A 19,807-nucleotide genomic window follows, 5' to 3' on the forward strand; every position below is an offset into this window, starting at 1 on the left:
CTCGGGCAACAGGAAGGAGGATAACCGAGGGCTGCCGTCTGGCACCTGCGGGAAATGGACAGGATCGTGCAGATTCGGCCAGTAGGCCCTGCGCTTTGGCGCTGTCCGGCGTATGACAGCGCATTCGCGGGGCTTGCGCGGGAAGCGCCAAAGACGTTAGCCTTTCGCACATGCGAAAGCCTGTGTGCTCCCTCTCATGGCCCGAAACCTCCGGAACGTCAGTCCTCGGAACGGCCCGGCCGTCGTCGGGCGGGACGGCATGACCGCATCGGGGCGCGTCAGCCCTCTAACGCCGCCGGATGACGTATCCGCGACAGCGCGTGTCGAAAATCGGCCTCCCTCCCCGGAGCTTTCTCCTCTCCCGGTCCCGCCGACGCCTTTTACCGTGGAAGTACGTCTGGGGCGGCTGGCCAAGCTGATCGAACCCGCTGGGACGGAGCGGGTGCTGCAGGTCTACGGCCCCACCGGCCTCGGCAAGACGACCCTGATCGCCAACTACGCGCTGGCTCGCGGGGCGGTGCAGCGGCAGTTCCGCTGGCTGGGCCTGCATCCGGCGCATCTGCGGGACGAGGACGCCTTTCGGCAGACGCTGGCGGAGGCGCTCGGTCATCCGGGCGAGACGGCGTTCGATCGCATTCGGGCCGTCCTTCGCGGGCGCGGCGATCAGGTGCTGGTGGTCGATGCCGGTGCGCTGGAGCCGGGGCCGCTTGGCAAAGTGCTGGGAGAACTGGTGCACTGGACCGGGACCGAACTGCAGGTCTGGTTGATCTCGCGCCGGCCCAATGCGGCGATGCTGGCCGAACTGCGCTCGCCGCATCTCGTGCGCACGCTCGATCCCGGGGCGCTGCTGTTCGATGCGGATGAGGTGTTGGGCCAGGGCATCGCGCAAGGGTGGCCGCTGGCCGAGGCGGTCGTCGCAGCGTTGTCACCGGGGGAAGCGGACGCCGACCGGCTGCTCGATCATGCCGGCGGCTTGCTGGAAGCGGCGATCCGGGAAGGCATCTGGCAGGGCCTTTCGGCCACGACCCGCGATTTGCTGGCGCAGACTGCAATGCTCGAGAGGGTGGACGCGCGGCTGCTGCCGCACATCGCCGCGCCGTTGCCGGCCTATCCGGTCCTCGACGAGATCGCCACGCTGGCACCGCTCGGGCAGGTCAGGCGCGGAGCGGGCGGCGGTTTCTCGCTCCATCCGCTGCTGCGCGCCTTCGCCTTGCGCCAGCTGGAGCGCGGTGAGCCTGCCCGCAGGGACCGGGCATACCGGCAGGCGCTGCTCCATCATGCCGAGCGCCGCGCGCCGGAAGCGGCGATCGCGCTGGTGCAGGATACCGGAGACCACGGCCTTGCGCGCATGGCCTTCGAGACTTTCACCAGCACCGAACTGCTGCGCGCCTCGGGCTACAACCGCCTGCGCTCGGCGATGGCGCAGCTGAGCCCCGAAGCCGCCGAGCAATCGGGGCAGATCCGCATCACGCAGGCAGTCGTGGCGATGAAGGAAGGGCGCTTTCCCGAAGCGCGGCGACTGCTCGAATCCGCGCGCGAGATGTTGAGCGAGGACATGGCCTACCAGTCGCCGTCGCTCTCGCGCGTCTATACCGATTTCGTCATCGCCCAGCACGTTCTGGCGTTCCACGCCCATACCGAGCTGACCGAGGCGCAGCTTTCGGAAGGATATTTCTGGTCGACCTACACCAACGACCTGACCAACGCGGCTTTCGTCTACGCCTTGCGCAGCCTGCACTACCTGCGCCGGGGGGAGATCGCGCTGGCCCAGGACCAGATCGAGATTTCCCGCGCCAAGTATGAACGGGCGACGAGCTATTACGGCCTGGGCTCCGCGCTGCTGGTGGACGGCATGATCGCGCTGGCGGGCGGGCGGCTGGAGCGGGCGGCGGCGCTGGCGACCGAGGCGCAGGTGCTGATCACGCGCGCCATGCCGGACGATGCGGGCCTGATGGCCGTGGCCGAATGCGTCCTGTGCGAAGTGGAGTTCGAGCATGGCCACGCCGATGGTCTGTTCGACCGGGTCGATGCCGCGTTGCGCGATCTTGAGGCTTGCGACGGCTGGCCCGATGCCTTCGTCATCGGCTACCGCGTCGGCACACGGGCCGCTCTGGCGGCAGGGGAGGAGGACCGCGCGCTGGGCTTGCTCGACCGGGCGATCCGGTTGATGCGCGGGCGCGGCCTCAGCGACATCGAGCGGTATTGCCGCATCCTGCGCGCGGGCATCGTCGCGGACGACGCGGGCGGTGCGCAAGGCTGGCGCTCGCGTGATGTAGCCGCCAACCTCGTCACGCCGAACTGGATCGCCTGGCGCGAGAGCGACGAGACGGCCCTCCTGGACGGGCGCGAGGCGCTGGAAGCCGGGGACAATGCCCGTCTTGGCGGCATCGTTGCCCGGTTGCAGGAGCAGGCGGGCGCATCCGGGCGGCGGATCACGGCGATCCGCGTGCTGCTGCTTTCGGCGGTGGGCGCATTCGGCGACGATCACGTGGCAGAGGCGGTGCAGAGCCTTCGAAAGGCGGTCGCTCTGGCCGAGGCCGAGGAGATCGTGCAGCCCTTTGCCGAGCACGGCCCGGTCCTGCTGATGGTGCTGGAGGCGATGAAGGCGGCGCCGGCCTATCGCTCGGCGGGGCGCGGCACGCGGGGGTTCTGCGCCGCCCTCGGGCGTGCGATCGCGGCCCGCACGCAGGACGCGGACGGCGGGGTGGCCTTCGTCCCGCGCGAATTGCAGGTGCTCCATTGCCTGACGCAGCGCCAGTCCACCAAGGCGATCGCGCGCGAGCTGGGGCTGTCGGCCAGCGCGGTCAAGTTCCACCTTGCCAATATCTACCGCAAACTGGGCGTCAACAAGCGCTCCGAAGCGGTCGTCGAAGCCCAGCGTCGCGGCGTCGCGACCTGAGAGCCGCCGTCGATGGGTGCGGGTCTGGATGAGGGTATTCGTGTAAACGATTACTGGCATAACTCCGTGCTATTACGCGAAATTATCGGGCAACAGGCGGATACAGCGTTGCGCTCATCGCAACGAACCTCACGGATTGGCTGCATTGAAGGGCAACCGCGCTCGTGTGACGTTTCTGTCATCCGGCGATGCGGGGACACTTGCTGTCGCGCCGGTTAAAGCACAATCGGGTTGAAAGGGGTTCCATGAAGATCGAGACGAGCACTGCGCTGAAGCTTTTCGTAACCGGCATGATGGCCGGCACCGCGCTCTGCGCCGTGCCTGCACTCGCGCAGGACGCAGCGACGGCCGCTGAGGGCACCGGCGGCGACATCGTCGTCACCGCGTCCAAGCGTACGTCCTCGACCGTTCAGGATACCCCGATCGCCGTGCAGGCTCTGGGCGGCGACGCGCTGAAGGACAAGGGTGCGGTCGATTTCGCGGACTTCTACCACGCGATTCCGGCCCTGTCGGTTCAGGACGAAGGCCCCGGCGACAAGCGCTACGTCATTCGCGGTGTCAACTCCGCCGGTGCCAGCACCGTGGGCATGTACCTCGACGAGACCGTCATCACCGGCGAGAACGCGCAGGACGGCGGCGGCCAGGCTCCCGACATCAAGCTGTTCGACATTGACCGCGTGGAAGTGCTGAAAGGCCCGCAGGGCACCACCTTCGGCGCCAGCTCGATGGCGGGCACGATCCGCTACATCACCAAGAAGGCCGATCCCGACGGCGGCGTGAACGGCTACGTCCAGTCGGCCCTGCGCGCCACCAAGGGCGCATCGCTGGGCATGCAGACCGACGGCGCCGTCAACCTGCCGGTCATCCCCGGCGTGCTCGCCGTGCGCGCCTCGGGCTTCTATGCCGACCTGCCGGGCTGGATCGACAACCGCTTCGAGAAGGGCGCCAACGCCGAAAAGAGCAAGGCCGGCCGCCTGACCGCCCGCCTGCAGGCAACGCCCGACCTGACCGTAGACCTCACCGCGATGTACCAGGATGTCCATCAGGACGCGAAGAACTTCTACAACAAGCTGGATTACGACGGCAACGCGCTGCCCTCGAACTATCAGGCCGACGAAGTGCGCGCGCCCTACAGCGACAAGAGCGAAATCTACAACGCGACCGTCAACTACAAGCAGCCCTTCGGCACGTTCACCGGCACCGTCTCGCGCTTCGTGCGTGACACCAGCTTCGTGCGCGACGCCTCGCTGGCGGCGCAGGCGTTCCTTGGCCTGCCGCACGACACCACCGGCCGCAGCGCTCTGAAGCAGGACAAGCACCGCCGGGTGGACAGCGGCGAACTGCGCTTCGCCTCGGACTTCGACGGCCCGTTCCAGATCCTCGTCGGCGGCTTCTTCCAGAACGAGAACCGCTTCTTCAACAGCTCGTGGCCCAAGGCCGACGTGAACGGCAACCTGCCCGCCGATGCCGACATGCTGCTCGACCGCACCGTCGACACCCGCATCAAGGAACGCGCGCTGTTCGGCGAACTCAGCTACGAGATCGTGCCGGACCTGACCTTCACCGCAGGCGGCCGCCTGTTCGACTTCAAGCTTGAGCAGCAGTCGGTCGCCAACGTCGCGTTCGGCGGCGGCACCGGCGCGGGCGCTGGTCCCAAGCTGCACACCAAGGACAACGGCCTGATCGGCCGCTTCAACCTGGCGTACAAGCTGAGCGATCAGGTCAACACTTACGTTCAGGTTGCGCAGGGCTACCGCTCGGGCGGCACCAACGACCAGACCGCCGCCGCCATCGCCAACGTCGTCATCCCCGACGGTTACGGCTCGGACTCGCTGTGGTCCTACGAATGGGGCGTGAAGACCACGCTGATGGATCGCAAGCTGTTCCTGAACGGCGCGGTCTATTACATCGACTGGTCGGATATCCAGGTTTCGCAGCAGGCTACCGACGGCACCGTGTCGTTCGGCTACACCGGCAATGGCGGCAAGGCCGAGGTCAAGGGCATCGAAATGACGCTCGATGCGCGTCCGGTCCCGGGCCTGCAGATCAACCTGTCGGGCAACTACAACACCGCCAAGCTGGCGCAGGACAACCCCGTCGCGGGCACCGGCAACAAGGGCGACCGCATCCCCTACGTGCCGGAATTCACCGGCGCGGGCAGCGTCAACTACACGACTTTCGTGGACGCACTGGGCGTGGACGCTTCCTTCGGTGCCGACGTGAGCTATCAGGGTTCGATGGCGACCAAGTTCAACCCGACCATCGACAACTACCAGCCGCTCGACTCCTACTGGCTGGTCGGCATGCATGCCGGCATCAGCAAGGGTCCGTGGCAGGTGAACCTCAACGTTACCAACCTGTTCAACGACCAGACCACGATCAACTACAACGAGATCGTCCCGGGCGTGTACCCGCTGGGCTACTACATGAACCGTCCGCGCACCGTCAGCCTGTCGGGAATGGTGAAGTTCTGATCATGACTGCTGCTTCCAAGTTCGTCCTCGGGTCGCACCAGGTGGCAAACGTATCCCGGAGAGCCTTGCTCTCCGGGATCGCGTTTTGCGCCGTGGCGACTGCTCCCGCCCTTGCAGCTCCGGCCGACAAGCCGTGGCTGGACGCCGCCCGCACGCCCGAACAGCGGGCGGAGCTGGTGGTCGCGGCGATGACGGACGACGAGAAGCTGAAGCTCCTTCAGGGCGATACCGAGCTTGATGCCAACGGCACCGGCGTCAACGCCTGCGTCGGCCACATCAGCGGCATCGCCCGCCTCGGCCTGCCGCGCCTGTGCATGGGCGACGGCCCGGCGGGCGTCGGCAACGGCATGAAGGGCGTGACGCAGTTCCCGGCCCCCGTCATGGGCGCGGCGACCTTCGACCGCGACCTGATGACCGCCTACGGTAAGGCGCTGGGCGCCGAGCACGCGGGCAAGGGGCGCAACGTGGTGCTCGCCCCCACCATCAACATCATCCGCACCCCCAAGTGGGGCCGCCTTGCCGAGACGCTGAGCGAGGATCCCTATCTGACCGCGCAGCTGGGCACCGCGATCACCGGCGGCATCCAGTCGCTCGGCCTGATTGCCACGCCCAAGCACTTCGCGGCCAACAATCAGGAGTGGCTGCGTCTGGGCGATGGCCCCGCCTACGAGGCGGTGGATGCCATCGTGCCCGAGCGCGCTCTGCGAGAGATCTACTATCCCGGCTTCGAGGCGGTGGTGAAGCAGGGCAAGGCCGGCTCGATCATGTGCGCGTACAACCGCGTCAACGGCCAGTACGCCTGCGAGAACCCCGGCACGCTGGGCAATCTCAAGCGCTGGGGCTTCGACGGGTTCGTCGTGGCGGACTGGTACTTCGCCCATCGCTCCACCGCGCCCTCGGTGAAGGCGGGGCTCGACATCTCGATGCCGGGCGGCGTCAGCCCCTTCGGCTTCGCCGAGTTCTACGGCGTCAAGGAACTCAAGGCCGCACGCGCGAGCGGCGCCATCACGCAGGCCGACATCGACGGCATGGTGAAGCGCATCGTCACCCCGATGTTCCGCCTCGGCCTCGTCGATCATCCGATCGCTGCCGCCGACGCCAATGCCAACGTGCGCGATCCGGCGCATCTCGCGCTGTCGGAGAAGATCGCCGAGGAAGGCACCGTGTTGCTGCGCAACGAGCGCGGCGTACTGCCCCTGAAGGCCAAGACCATCGCCGTGATCGGCGACGATGCGGGCGCGAACGTCCAGACGTCCGAACGCTACGGCGGCTTCGTGAAGACCGAGGACGTCGGCACGCTCAAGGCCCCGGTCGATGCGATCAAGGCGGCGCTCGGCGACAAGGCGAGCGTGACATATGCGCGCGGCACCCTTGGCATCGCGCCGCTGCCCGCCATGCCGGCCTCGGCTTTCGAGGGCCTGACGGCGCGCTACTACGCCTCGCCCGACTGGAAGGGCGAACCGCTCGTCACCCGCAAGGAACAGGCGATCGACTACGCCGAGGCCGGTCCCAAGGCGGGCGTGCAGGGCTTGCCCTCGCTGTGGTCGGCGCGCTGGACGGCGGGCTTCGTACCGCCCAAGACCGGCACTTATCGCTTCTCGCTCAACGGCGGCGGCGAGATCGCGCTGCTGATCGACGGCAAGCGCGTGGCCTACGTGCCCAAGCAGAGCTTCCGCCTCGCCACGCACGGCACCGTCTGGCTGGAAGCGGGCAAGCGCGTGGCGCTGCAGCTCGACTATTCCAACGCACCGACGCTCTCGGCCAACGAGCTGCGCCTTGGCTGGCAGGCGCCGGATTCGACGTTGATCGACGAGGCGGTCGCCGCCGCGAAGAAGGCCGAAGTGGTGGTGGTCTTCGTCGCCGATCACGTTTCCGAAGGCGCGGATCGCACCGACCTCAAGCTCCCCGGCGATCAGGACGCGCTGGTCGAGGCGGTCGCGGCGGCCAACCCCAACACCGTCGTCGTGCTCCATACCGTCGGCCCGGTGCTGATGCCTTGGCGCGACAAGGTCGCGGGCATCCTCGCCGCCTGGTATCCGGGAGAGCAGGCGGCGGACTCCATCGCCGCGCTGCTGACCGGCAAGGCCAACCCCTCGGGTAAGTTGCCGGTGACGTTCCCGGCGGACGAGGTCAATGGCCCCGCCGACCAGCCCGCCCGCTACCCCGGCATCGGCACCACCGCGCGCTATGACGAAGGCATTCTCGTCGGCTACCGCTGGTACGACGCCAAGGGCATCGCGCCGCTCTATCCCTTCGGCCACGGTCTGTCCTACACCCGCTTCGCCTACAGCGGGCTGAAGCTGGCGAAATCGGGCGATGGTTGGTCGGTGCGTGCCACCGTGCGCAACACCGGCAAGGTCGCTGGCGACGAAGTGGCGCAGCTTTACGTCTCGATGCCCGCCGCCGCCAACGAACCGCCGCGGCAGTTAAAGGGCTTCGCGCGCGTCTCGCTGCAGCCGGGCAAGTCGGCCACGGTCGAATTCCCGCTGGACCGCCGCGCGCTGTCCTACTGGGACGAGACCGCGCACGACTGGCAACTGGCCAAGGGCAGCTACCGCGTCCAGATCGGTTCCAGCTCGCGCGACCTGCCGCTGGGCAAGGACTTCGATCCGGCGCGGTGACCTGCTAGGGACTGGCTTCGTCATTGCGAGCGAAGCGAAGCAATCCATAGCGGTGTAATGCTGCCCTGGATTGCCGCGCCCCTTCGGGGCTCGCAATGACGAGCGGTGTGCGAGTCCCAAAGGAGTTCGATTTGTCCGAAGCCGGAATGCGATATCTGCTGGAAGCGCTCAGCGCCGGATCGATGCGCGCGGCGGGGGATCGGCTCAATGTCGCGCCGTCCTCGATCAGCCGCCAGATCGCGCAGCTGGAAAGCCAGTACGGCCTCGCCCTGATCGAGAAGGGGCGGCGCGGCGTGCGCCTGACCCATGCGGGCGAGATCGTCATCGCCCACTACCGCAACCAGCTGGCCGACCGCGAGGCCCTGCGCGCCAAACTGGAGGAACTGCGCTCGGTTCGCACCGGGCAGGTGACGGCGGCGATCGGCGACGGCTTCGCGGGGCAGAGCTTCACCTCGATCGTCAGCCAGTTCTCGCAGGCGAACCCGCTGATCCGGCTGGAGATCCTCACCGGCTCGACCACCGAGATCCTGCGCATGATCGCGGATGACGAGGCGCATTTCGGCCTCGTCTTCTCGACGCCCAACGACATGAAGATCCACGTCCGCTCAGTGATCGCGCAGCCGCTCATGGCGATCATGCTGCCGGATAACCCGCTGGCCGCGCAGCCGAGCGTCACCATTGCCCAACTGGCGCAAGTGCCGCTGGTGCTGCCGCCCGCCCACTTCCGCATCCGCCAGATTCTGAGCGCGGCGGAGGCCAATTCGAAGACCTATTTCCAGCCCGCGATCACCTCGAACTCGATCCACGTCATGCAGGACATGGTGCGCGCGGGGATCGCCGTCGCCATCCTGCCGCAGATTTCGGTTTGGTCCGAACTGACCGAAGGCGCGATGGTCAGCGTGCCCATTGCCGACGACAGCATCGAGGAAACCACCACCAGCCTCGTCCTGCGCTCTGGCCGCCAGCTGGAAGGCGCGCCGCTGCGCCTGCTCAAGCGCATCGAGGCGCAGCTGCGGCAGTGGAACCGGCCCGTCGTCCGGGAGCGCTGATGTCAGGATACCTTCGGGTCGTCATTGCGAGCGCAGCGAAGCAATCCAGGGCAGTATGAGGCCGCCCTGGATTGCTTCGCTGCGCTCGCAATGACGAAATGGGCGAAAGACAGTCATGCGGGATGACGTTTCGTTTTTCGCAACATTTCGAGCATTGATTCGTCATTGAATGCAACGTTGACGGCGTCCACGCTGCTCATTGCAACATCCGAGAGCACTGATGACTGACCCGACCGACAACTCCGAAGACACCGGCCTGTCGCGCGCCGACCTGCTCCTGCTGCTGCCCTTTGTGTGGCAACTGGGCTTCGCGCCATGGGCCAACGGCGTCGAGTGGGCGCCGCTCGGCCTGCCGTTCGGGATGGTCTGGCAGATGGCGGGCATCCTCTTCGCCACCGTTGTTCTGGGTCTGCGCTTCATGCTGGACATGCGCAACAAGGAGGGCGGAGCATGATCCTCTCGCTCATCCTGCTGATCGTGTGCGGCACCGTCGCCGGGTCGATGCTCTATGGTCGCCGCAAGCAGAAGCGCGCGCAGACCATGGAGGAATGGGCGCTCGGCGGCCGCAAGCTGGGCACGCTGGTGTTCTGGTTCCTCAACGCCGGTGAGATCTACACGACGTTCGCCGTGCTCGGCATCTCGGGCTTTGCCTGGGCTTACGGCGCGCCTGCCTATCTGGCGTTTTGCTCGGTCTCGCTGTCGGCGGCGCTGGGCTATTGGCTGACGCCGATGATCCATGCCTATGGGCGGCGCCACGGCCTTGTCACGCAGGCGGACTTCTTCGCGCACCGCTATCAGGCGCGCTGGCTGGGCGTCTGCGTGGCGGCGGCGGGGCTGATCGCGCTGGTGGTCTACGTGCAGATCCAGGTCACCGCGCTGACTCTGGTGGTGCGCCTCGCCGCAGGGCCGTGGGTGAGCCAGGGCGCGGCGGCGGGCTTTTCGGTCGTGCTGATGCTGCTCTTCGTGTTCCTCGCGGGCCTGCGCTCCGCCGCCTTCGCCGCGGGCGTGAAGGACGTGCTGATGCTGATCGTGGTGATCGTGCTGGCCTGGACCGTCGCGAGCGTGGTGGGCGAGGCCTCGGTGCTCGACGTCTTCCGCACCGTCGGCGAGCGTTTCCCCGACGCCACCCGCTTCCCCGGCCTCAAGCCCGAACTCGGCCTCGACGTGACCTGGCTGGTGACCTCGGCGATCAATGTTGCGCTGGGGACGTACATCTTCCCGCACATGTTCCAGCTGTGCTACTCGGCCGACAGCGGCACGACGATCCGGCGCAATGCGGTGTTCCAGCCGATCTACTCGCTCTCCTATTTCTTCATCATCCTGCTCGGCTTCGCGGCGCTGCTCGCCGGGACCAAGGCCCCCGGCGGCGACCCCAATGCGCTGCTGCTGGCCTTCGTGGAGCAGCGCTATCCGGCCTGGATGCTCGGCGTGCTGGCGGGGACGGCCTCGCTGCTGGCGCTGGTGCCGGGATCGGTGCTGCTGCTGACCTGCGGGTCGATCTTCGGCCGCAACATCGTGCGCCCGCTGGTTCCGACCATAGACGACCGCACCGAACTGCTGGTCTCGCGCCTCGCCATGGTCGTGTTCGCCGCGATCGCGCTTTACCTGACCTTGGGTGCGAGCGGCTCGCTGGTCGAGATCGGCCTGTCCGCCTATGCTGCAATCGGGATGCTGGCGCCGGGCGTCTACTGCGCTTTCCTGCTGCGCCGCACGAGCGCCGCCGCCGTGCTGTGCGGATTGCTGACGGGCTATGCGGTGCTCTGGGTGCCCGCGCTGTCGAGCCTTGCCGCCGGGTGGTTCCCGCACTGGGAGATCGGCCTCGTCGCGCTGGTCGCCAATGCCGCGGTCACCGTGGGCCTGTCCCTGGCCAGCCCGCGCAAGGTGCTCGTCGCCCAACCCGCCTGATGGCAGGCGACTGAGGCGAAAGACAACGCCGCGTCCGGTTTCGACCGGGCGCGGCGTCTTCGTGTCCGGGCCATGTCCGACGTTGCGGCCAGCGCAACGTTTTCGCCCGATGCGCGCCATTGTTGGAAAACAACCCCGCTGGCATCGATCGTCTGAAGGCAGAGAGCGGGACAAAGATCGCGCCGCTGCAGCAGGAATTTCCGCAGGTCAGGAACAAGGACGAAGCAATGACGGTCAGCAAGCGGTCACGGGTGAACTGGCAGGGCTATATCCCCGCGATCACGACCCCCTTCATCGACGAGGACACGCTCGACGAAAAGGGCCTCGGCCTGCTGCTCGAATGGCTCGTCGATCAGGGCATGCATGGCCTCGTGCTGGCCGGCACCACCGGTGAATGGACCAGCATGCGCCCCGACGAGCGCAAGCGTCTGTTCGAACTCGCGGGTGCCCAGATGGCGAAGAAGGTGCCGCTCATCGCGGGCTGCTCCAGCTTCACCGCGCGCGAGACGATTGCTTATGCACAGGCCGCCGCAGAGGCCGGTTTCGAGGGCGTGCTGATCACCCCGCCGCCTTACGTGCGTCCGCTGCCGAACGAGATCGTGGCGTTCTACGAGGAAGTCGGCGCCGCCATCGACCTGCCGATCTGCGTCTACAACTGGCCCCCGGGCACCGGCATCGACATGCCGCTGGAGACGCTGCGCCGCCTTGCCGACATCGACGCGATCGTCGCCATCAAGCAGTCCACCCCGCGCTTCACGCACTTCATGGACACCGTCTTCGCGCTGGGCGAGCAGGTCCGCGTGTTCGGCTATCCGATGGACGAACTGGGCCTGACGATGCTGCGTGTCCACGGCGGCGACGGCACGATGGGCGCAGGCGGCGTGCTCGGCCGCAACCAGACCGGCTTCTACGACAAGCTGTGGGCCGGTGATATCGAGGGTGCCCGCGAATGCGGGCGCAAGGACCGGGTGCTGATGGAGGAATGGTACACGCCGGACCTCGTCGGCAGGTTCGGTTCCGGCCCGGCGATCCTCAAGGCCGCGCTCGATGCCATGGGCCTGCCCGGCGGTCCGGTGCGCAAGCCGCTGATCGACGTCACCGGCAAGGACCGCGAAAGCATTGCCGAGACGCTGCGAAAGCTCGATATGATCTGACCATGAGCATGCCGGCGACGACCCACTGCGATATCCTGATCGTCGGCGGCGGACTCGTCGGCTGCGCTACGGCCTGGCACCTTTCCCGCTTGGGATTCAAGGTGTTGTTGGCCGAGCGGGGGTACCTCAATTCGGGTGCCTCCGGCCAGAACGCGGGCTCGCTGCACTTCCAGATCGAGCGCCGCTTCCTCGAACAGGGGGAGAAAGCGGCGGCCGACGGCGCGCGCATCGTCTCGCTCAACCGCCTCGCGATCGAGGAGTGGAAGGGCATCGAGGAGATGCTCGGCCGCCCCCTCGACGTCGCCATGCACGGCGGGCTGATGGTGGCCGAGACCGAGGCGGAGATGGACCTCCTTGCCTTCAAGGTGGCCCGTGAGAACGAACTGGGGCTGCCCACAAGGGTACTCAACGGCACTCAACTGTACCACAAGGCGCCATCACTGTCCCCCAACCTCGCCGGAGCGGCCTGGCTGAAGGACGAAGGCCATGCCAATCCGCGTATCCTCGTCGATGCCTTCGCCGATGGCGCGCGCGGGCAGGGGGCGGTGGTGCAGACGGGCACCGCACTCGCCGGACTCTCGATGCAGCGCGACCGGACCTATCGCGCCACGCTGCAAGGACTTGACGGCGAGGTCACGGTGAACACGCCGCGCGTGCTGTTGGCGGCGGGGCATTGGGTGCCGCGCCTTGCCGGGCTGCTCGGGCTCAACGTGCCGCTCTATCCCGCGCCGCTGATGATGAGCGTGACCGATCGGACCGCGCCGGTGCTGCCTTACCTCATCCAGCACGTCGGGCGGCGGCTGTCGATGAAGCAGACCGAGGACGGCAACCTGCTGATCGGCGGCGGCTGGCCCTCGCGCCTTGCGAAGCGCGCCGACGGCACCCCCGATCTCGACCGTCCCGCGATCGTCGAGCCTGCCAACTTGCGCGCCAATCTGGAAGTCGCCGCGCGGGTCATGCCGGGGCTGGCCGAGCGCTCGCTGCTGCGGACATGGACCGGCACCACCTGCATTTCCGCCGATCAGCTTCCGATCGTCGGTGAGGTCGCCGCCGCGCCGGGACTGTTCGTGGCGGCGGGGGGATCGCTGTTCACGCTTGGCCCGGTGCTGGCGCGGCTGCTCGCGCGCACGATCGCAGAAGGCGCCGCGCCGGAGGAACTGACGATGTTCACGCCGCGCCGCTTCGCGCACCTCGATGCCTTCGCGGTGTTGCCGTGAAGCGCGTCGAACAGGGCGTCACCCGGCCCGCGCCGGTCGCGGTGGAACTCGACGGTGCGCAAGTCATGGCGCACCCCGGCGAGACGGTGGCGGTTGCCGTGCTATCCGCCACGCCGCGCTTTCGCGACGACCGTTCGGGACAGGCGCGGGGGATGTTCTGCAACATGGGCACCTGCAGCGAATGCACCGTCTGGGTCGCGCGCGGGGATGCGCCATGGCGCCGCCTGCGCGGCTGCCTCGTGCCCGTGGAGCCGGGCCTGCGCATCCGCACCGAAAGGCCCGAGGCATGAGCCTTTACGACATCGCCATCGTCGGCGGTGGCCCGGCGGGCCTGGCTGCTGCGGAGCGCACGCTGGCGGCGGGCCTCTCGACATGCGTGATCGACGAGCAGCAGCGCCCCGGCGGCCAGATCCTGCGCCAGCCTCCCGCGACGTTCTCCGTCCCCGGATGGCTCGGCGGCGCGCCTTATCGCAAGGGCCGCGCACTGCTCGACCGGGTGAGCGGCGACGCGCGGCTGCAGTGGCTGGGTGGCCGCTCGGTGCTGGGCGTCATGCCTGATGGCGAGGGTTTCGCGCTGACCCTCTCGGGCACGGCGGGCGGTATCGAACAGGTGCGGGCGCGGCGGGTGCTGGTGGCTGGGGGCTGCTACGACATGCCGGTGGCGCTGCCGGGCTGGACGCTGCCCGGCGTCATGAGCGCGGGCGCGGTGCAGACGCTCATCAAGGCGCAGCAGGTGCTGCCCGGCCAGCGCGTGGTCCTGTTCGGCACCCATCCGCTGATGATCGTCCTCGCGCAGCAGATCGTCGAGGCGGGCGGCGAAGTCGCTGCCGTCTGTTTCGCGCAGCCCTTTGCGGCGATGGCGCGCACGGCGCTGGCGAACCTCCCGCGCGCGCTGCGGACGCCCGGCCCGTTGCTAGCCGCTGCCGCCGGGATCATGGCGCTGCGCCGGGCCGGGGTTCCTGTTCGCCACGGCGCGCAGGCGTTACGCTGCGAAGGCACCGACGCGGTGGAGCGCATCGTGCTCAGCGACGGCGAGGACATCGCCTGCGACGTCGCCGCGATGTGCTATGGCTTCCTGCCGCAAGCCGACCTGATCCGCCAGATCGGCGCCGAGGTACGCTGGTCCGACCCCGCCGGAGGCTGGGAGGCGGTGCACGACGAAGCCATGCGCGCGACCGTGCCGGGCCTCTACGTCGCGGGCGAGACCACCGGCGTCGCGGGCAGCGATGCGGCGATGGCCGAGGGCGCGTTGGCGGGGCTGGCCATCGCGCAGGACGCGGGCGCGCTGTCGGACGGGGAAGCGGCTGCGGCTATACGCAAGCCTCGGGCTGAACGGCAGGCGATGCAGGGCTTCATCGATCTTCTGCGGGCTGTCGCCGATCCCCGCCCGTGGCTGCCGCAGCCGGAACCGGAAACCCTGCTCTGCCGGTGCGAGGACATTTCCGCCGGGACTGTCGATCGCGCGATTGCCGATGCCTTGGAAGTCGGTCCCTCGTTCGGGGCGAGCGCGATCAAGCTGCGCTGCCGGGCGGGAATGGGGCTGTGTCAGGGCCGGACCTGCGAGCACGCGCTGGTGCGCCGCATCGCCTCGGCGCGGGGCTGCGCGGAAGCCGAGGTCACCGGCTTCCGCCCGCGCTTTCCCGCGCGTGCGATGTCGGTGGCGGACTTACTGGATACCCAAGAATAACCCCCTCCTCCCGCTCAGCCTGAGCTTGTCGAAGGCCCTGCGGCTGGCGCCTGGAGCCTGGAGCGCGACTTCCGCCGATCCATCGTCATTCCCGCGAAAGCGGGAACCCATCTCCTGACGCCGCCTGTTGCACGGGCATCAGATGGGTCCCCGCCTTCGCGGGGATGACGACCGATTTTCGAGCAACACTGTCACGCTTTAATTCCCGGGCCTTCGACAGGCTCAGGCTGAGCGGGGTATGGGGAAGCGGCGGGCCTTTACGTTGCGTCCATCGCAACATCTTCGCTCAGTCCACGCCATTGCCGGAACACTCGTGCGGCGTAGGCTGGCCGCTTCCCAGCCGGAGATTCCCATGACCGACGCCGCGTCCGACCGCCCCATCTTCATCGAGGCCGACCACGTATCCTGGACCGTGGCCGCTGCCGACGCCGTCGCGCAGTGGTACAAGGACGTCTTCGGCGCCACCGAACTGTTCCGCATGGGCCCGCTCGACGCCGCGCAGATCCCGGTGGGCGAGGACGGCCGCGACTGGATGGAAAGCCACGTCAATGTGCCGGGCGCCTGTCTGACGCTCATCATGCTCAAGCTGACGGCGAACCTCAACTTCCAGCTCGTCCAGTACGACAAGCCCGCCGATCGCTCCGCGACCCTGCCGCGCAACTGCGACGCGGGCGGCCACCACCTCGGCATCAAGGTGGACGATGTGGAGAAGGCCAAGGCTTACCTCGCCGCCCACGGCTGCACGCCGATGGAGACCATCGACATCACCGAGGGGCCGCTGGCGGGCAAGAAGAACCTCTATATCCTCGACCCCTGGGGCCACCAGCTCGAGATCGTCGACTGACCTTTCCTGACAGGAGCTTGCCATGACCAGCACCCGCATCAATCCCGAGACGCTCTATCCCAGCGTCCAGTACGGTTTCTCGCACGCCACGCTCGACGAGGCGACCGGCACCCTGCACCTCTCGGGCCAGGTGGCCTGGGACAAGGACTACAACGTGGTCGGCGGATCGGACGTGGGCCTTCAGGCGCGTCAGGTGCTGGCGAACATCAAGGACGTGCTGGCTTCGCAGGGCGTCGGCCCTGAAGCGGTGCTGCGCCTGCGTACCTTCATCGTGAACTACGACGTCTCGATGCTGGCCGCGATCGGGCCGGAACTGGGCGCGTTCTACGGTGATGTGGTGCCCGCCTCGAACACCGTGGTCGGTGTCTCGGCGCTGGCGATGCCCGAGTTCCTGATCGAGATAGAGGCCATCGCTACGGTGAAGTAAGGCGCACTCGTCGTCCCGGAGCAAATCCGGGACGACGATCATCACGGCACGTTGTCGCGCAGCCGCATCCAGCCCGGCGCCTCGACACAGACCCCCGCGCCGACGGCGAGATTGTCCGCCGCGAGCCACTGGACCGTCTCGTCCTGAGGCTTGCCTTCGGAGACCACGCGGATGCCGATGCGCGCCAGCGTGATGGCGTTGGCATTGGCGTGCAGGAACCGCCCGAGCCAGCCCCAGATACGGATGCCCTCGTGGAAGCGGCGGTCGTTGCCGGGGGCGAAGTCGATTTCGTTCTCGTTCACCCGCACCTGCGCGGCATTGCCCACGTAGATGCCGTGACCGCCCCACAAGTACTCGACCGGCAGGCGCAGCGCCATGCGGTTGGCGATGACGGCGACGCTGGCGAAGTCCCGGTGGTCCCCGGGGCCGTCGCCCTCGCGGGCCAGCGCGACATGGACGCCTTCGAGGAAGGCGGCGATGTCGTTGCGGGCGATGCGGGTTGTCCGGCCTTGACCACCGGCGACGACGATCGCCTGTCCGCCGACCACGCCAAGACCTTTGCGCAGCCGCTCGAACCACGCCGCGACGGCGGAGAACTTGGCGCGCAGGTCGGGATCGGTGACGAAGCGGCGGGTCAGGTCAGCGATAGCGTCCCAGGTGCGCTCCTCGGTTTCGGCCGTGATCTCCTGCGCGAATTCGCGGGCGATGCGGATCCAGGTTTCCTGATCGATCTCGGATTCGAAGGCGATGCGCCATTGCCCGGCGGGAATGGTGATCAGGCCCTTGCCATCCGTGGCAGCGGGTTTCGGGGCCTCGGCCACGGTCATCTCGCCGCCGCGGATGAGGTCGCCGAGCAGTTCGGGCGATAGCTGGATGCCGGTCTGTCGCCCCATGACCTTGCGCACCCGGTCGGCAGGCGCGCGGAAGGCGGACGTGGCGGACGTGTCCGCCAGAGCCTTGTCGGTCAGGCGGCGCATATAGGCCTGCACCGCGTCGGTGCTGGCGGTGTCGGCGGCGGCGGGCGGTTCGGCGGCGACCAGCTTGCGCCATTCGGGGGCCTCGACCATCGAGGCCATGCTCACCGCGTATGGTCCGACGAGGACTGCATTGCCCGGCACCGGCGTGCGCGTCTCGGCCGGGGTGAAGTCGCGGGCAAGGTGCCTTGCCAGCATCCCGTGGCGACGCGGATCGGCGGCGAGTTCCTCCAGCGTGAACCGCTCCGGCAGGGGCGAGACGCGCAGGCGGTTGCCCTCGATAACGGAGTCGATGGCGTCGGTGACCAGCACGCCGTCCTGCCCGAAGCCGCAAGTGAAGGCGCAATCGACGATCCGCACGAAGCTGACCGAAACGGGCTTGCCGTCGCGCTGCGTGCCGGACACGGTCACGCATGTCCGCTCGTTTCCGCGCGCGGTGCCGCACGTGACGGTCAGGTCCTCGAGCGTCACGGTATCGACCCCGATGGCGGTGATCGCTCCCCGGCGGCGGGGCTTGTGGTCGAGGAGATCGGCGGTCGCGGCGACGGTCAGCTCGCGCATCGAGAGGCTGGCGCAGTCGATGAACTCCAGCACGCTCTCCCCCTCGCTGCACAGCACCTGGCTGGCCGCTCCGCCGCCGTGGATGACGACGTGGCCGAGGCCGGTCAGGATCACCGGCTCCCCGGTCTCGAACCGGCCCTGCCGGAAGCAGATCGTCACGTCCTCGCCTTTGGGCAGTTCGCTCAGCGTCTTCACCCAGTCGGTGCCGGGCGAGAGCGTGACTTCCACGCAGCCGCCGCCGACGCGATTGGCCAGTTCCTCGATCGCGCGCTGGACGGTGACGATCCCGGCGAGGCTGGGCGTGGCCGCCGGGTCGTAGGACACGCGCGCGGCGGTGGAGAGGCTGGCCCCGAAGGTGACGGCAAGGCCCACCCGCGCATCGGTGGAATCGATGAGTTCGGCGCGGACCTGCTGGGTCGCGGTAGCGGCGTCGAGTGCCCAGGCGACGGTCGCCTCGCCTTTGTCGTCGGTGAGGGCGATGACGCTGGAGAAGCCGCTCGCGGGCGGAATGACGTTGAGCCCCCCGCTGCCCGTCAGCACCTTGAAGCGTACGCGGGCATTCTGGACCGGCGTGGTCCCGCGAAACACGCCGACGCGCAGCAGGTCGGCGAGGGGACACAGGCGCGTCGGCTGGGTCGGATCGGGCATTGCCTCCTGCCCGTCGCCGCCGAGTAGCGCCAACTGGCGCATCCGGGTAAGCGGCGGGAACAGAGGGCGGCAGTCGCCCACGATAGTCCACGCGCCGCCGGTGCAGTCGAGCACGGCGAGGCGGGCATAGGCATGTTCGATGCCTTGCGGTGACTGCTGTGCGGGGGCGCCGCCGCTCTCGGGCCAGTCGATCCCGCTGCCGCTGCGGGCAGGGATCACCCACCAGTCGCCCGAGCGGTAGGCGCCTCCGGCGAGGAAGGCGACCTCCAGCCCGCTTTCCAGCGGCAGGAAACCGTCGTTGGTGCCGGGCACGGTGATGGCAACGGCACCGGGCGAATCCCACGCGCGGACCTTGGGATTGCGACCGAAGGAGCTGATCGCGATCGGCCCGTCGGCAGTCGGCGCGTCGAGCCGGACGCGGTTGCCGGTCAGGCTGACGATGCGCACCAGCGTTCCGGGGCGGCCGGCAAGTTCGGCGTCGTCGTCGGTCAGCTCGATCCACTGGCCGGGGCTCAGGCCGCTTACCGCGTCGCGGCCGGTCTCGGCGAGGGTCAGGGTGTCGCCATTGCTTTCCAGCCAGCGCGTGGCGAAGGCGGCATTGTCGCGCGACCACTTGAAGGTCGCCCCTCCGCCTGCCGTACCCGGCTTGTGAATCTCGACGCGGTAGAGGTGGTTTTCGAGCCGCTGATAGCCTGCGGTCTCGGGAAAGGCGCAAGGGTTGGCCTCGGTGTCGGCGGGCTTGCCGCGCGCGGCGATCGTGCCGTTCGGGCGCTGGATGAAGGAGGTCCACCCCGGCACCGCCGCGTCGCAGGTCACCGCGCCGTCGCCCGCATCGCCTGCCCGAAGGAAACCGACCTGCTCGACCACCTGCAGCCGCGTCGTGGTATCCACGCCCAGCGCTTCCTCGACGAGTTCATCGTCCTCGATCGCGGTGACGTGGCGGTGCCAGACGTCGACGAAGGCGATGTAGCGCCCGTCCGCCGGGCTGGCCGAGCGGCTGCCGTCCGCCGCGACGAAGACCAGCGCTCCGGCAGGCAGGAAGGGCTGCGCGTCGTGAAGGAACTTGCTGAGGTTCACGCAGCGCACGCCGTCGACGTAGAGCGTGCCCGCGCCGACCCCCAGCTTGCCTGCCGCCTCGACGGTGATCGCAAACCCGGCATCGCCCTGCGGCGCGCCGGATGGGCCGATCAGGTCTGCGGCGGTGCGCCTGTCGCGGTGGAGCTGGATCGCGCTGGCCTCGTTACTGTCGGCGTCGAGCGCGACGCGGCCCTGTTGCAGCAGGACGGCCTCGTACTGGCGGTCGGGATCGAACCGCAGCCGGGAAAAATCGCCTTTCATTCGTCCTTC

General features: G+C 68.2%; 13 protein-coding genes. 12 read left to right on the forward strand and 1 reads right to left on the reverse strand.

What is annotated here, in order from left to right; genetic code table 11:
- Positions 1-385: 385 nt before the first annotated feature.
- The 12 genes from QRN25_RS23005 (at position 386) to QRN25_RS23060 (ending at position 16,277) form a co-directional block, all read left to right on the forward strand.
- Positions 386-2,899: a LuxR C-terminal-related transcriptional regulator gene (locus QRN25_RS23005; RefSeq protein ID WP_285021642.1), complete on the forward strand. Its 2,514-nt coding sequence runs from the start codon at positions 386-388 to the stop codon at positions 2,897-2,899.
- A gap of 245 nt (positions 2,900-3,144) precedes the next feature.
- Entirely contained in the window at positions 3,145-5,373 is a 2,229-nt protein-coding gene (locus QRN25_RS23010) for a TonB-dependent receptor (protein ID WP_285021643.1), read from the forward strand.
- A gap of 92 nt (positions 5,374-5,465) precedes the next feature.
- Entirely contained in the window at positions 5,466-7,994 is a 2,529-nt protein-coding gene (locus QRN25_RS23015; protein ID WP_285021644.1) for a beta-glucosidase, read from the forward strand.
- Positions 7,995-8,125: 131 nt separating this feature from the next.
- Positions 8,126-9,043, forward strand: a complete 918-nt coding sequence (locus tag QRN25_RS23020) for a LysR family transcriptional regulator (RefSeq protein WP_285021645.1) — start codon at positions 8,126-8,128, stop codon at positions 9,041-9,043.
- A 220-nt stretch (positions 9,044-9,263) separates the two neighbouring features.
- Entirely contained in the window at positions 9,264-9,497 is a 234-nt protein-coding gene (locus QRN25_RS23025) for a DUF3311 domain-containing protein (RefSeq protein ID WP_285021646.1), read from the forward strand.
- Positions 9,494-10,948, forward strand: a complete 1,455-nt coding sequence (locus QRN25_RS23030) for a sodium:solute symporter family protein (protein ID WP_285021647.1) — start codon at positions 9,494-9,496, stop codon at positions 10,946-10,948. The genes QRN25_RS23025 and QRN25_RS23030 overlap by 4 nt, the downstream gene beginning before the upstream one ends.
- Before the next feature lie 227 nt (positions 10,949-11,175).
- Positions 11,176-12,102, forward strand: coding sequence for a dihydrodipicolinate synthase family protein (locus QRN25_RS23035; protein WP_285021648.1), 927 nt, complete (start codon positions 11,176-11,178; stop codon positions 12,100-12,102).
- Between the two features lie 2 nt (positions 12,103-12,104).
- On the forward strand, positions 12,105-13,319 hold the full coding sequence (locus QRN25_RS23040; RefSeq protein WP_285021649.1) for an NAD(P)/FAD-dependent oxidoreductase: 1,215 nt from the start codon (positions 12,105-12,107) through the stop codon (positions 13,317-13,319).
- Positions 13,316-13,609, forward strand: a complete 294-nt coding sequence (locus QRN25_RS23045) for a (2Fe-2S)-binding protein (RefSeq protein WP_285021650.1) — start codon at positions 13,316-13,318, stop codon at positions 13,607-13,609. Before QRN25_RS23040 ends, QRN25_RS23045 begins: the two co-directional genes overlap by 4 nt.
- Complete coding sequence (locus QRN25_RS23050; protein WP_285021651.1) at positions 13,606-15,006, forward strand: FAD/NAD(P)-dependent oxidoreductase; 1,401 nt, start codon at positions 13,606-13,608, stop codon at positions 15,004-15,006. The genes QRN25_RS23045 and QRN25_RS23050 overlap by 4 nt, the downstream gene beginning before the upstream one ends.
- Before the next feature lie 352 nt (positions 15,007-15,358).
- Complete coding sequence (locus QRN25_RS23055) at positions 15,359-15,850, forward strand: VOC family protein (RefSeq protein ID WP_285021652.1); 492 nt, start codon at positions 15,359-15,361, stop codon at positions 15,848-15,850.
- A 22-nt stretch (positions 15,851-15,872) separates the two neighbouring features.
- The gene (locus QRN25_RS23060; RefSeq protein ID WP_285021654.1) at positions 15,873-16,277 is read left to right on the forward strand and encodes a RidA family protein; all 405 of its coding nucleotides are present in this window, start codon (positions 15,873-15,875) and stop codon (positions 16,275-16,277) included.
- Between the two features lie 41 nt (positions 16,278-16,318).
- Here QRN25_RS23060 and QRN25_RS23065 read toward each other — a convergent pair whose 3' ends face one another.
- Complete coding sequence (locus tag QRN25_RS23065) at positions 16,319-19,798, reverse strand: DUF6519 domain-containing protein (protein WP_285021655.1); 3,480 nt, start codon at positions 19,796-19,798, stop codon at positions 16,319-16,321.
- Positions 19,799-19,807 lie beyond the last annotated feature (9 nt).

Origin of the sequence: Novosphingobium sp. fls2-241-R2A-195, assembly GCF_030209485.1 — a bacterium.
Classification (GTDB): Bacteria; Pseudomonadota; Alphaproteobacteria; order Sphingomonadales; family Sphingomonadaceae; genus Novosphingobium; species Novosphingobium resinovorum.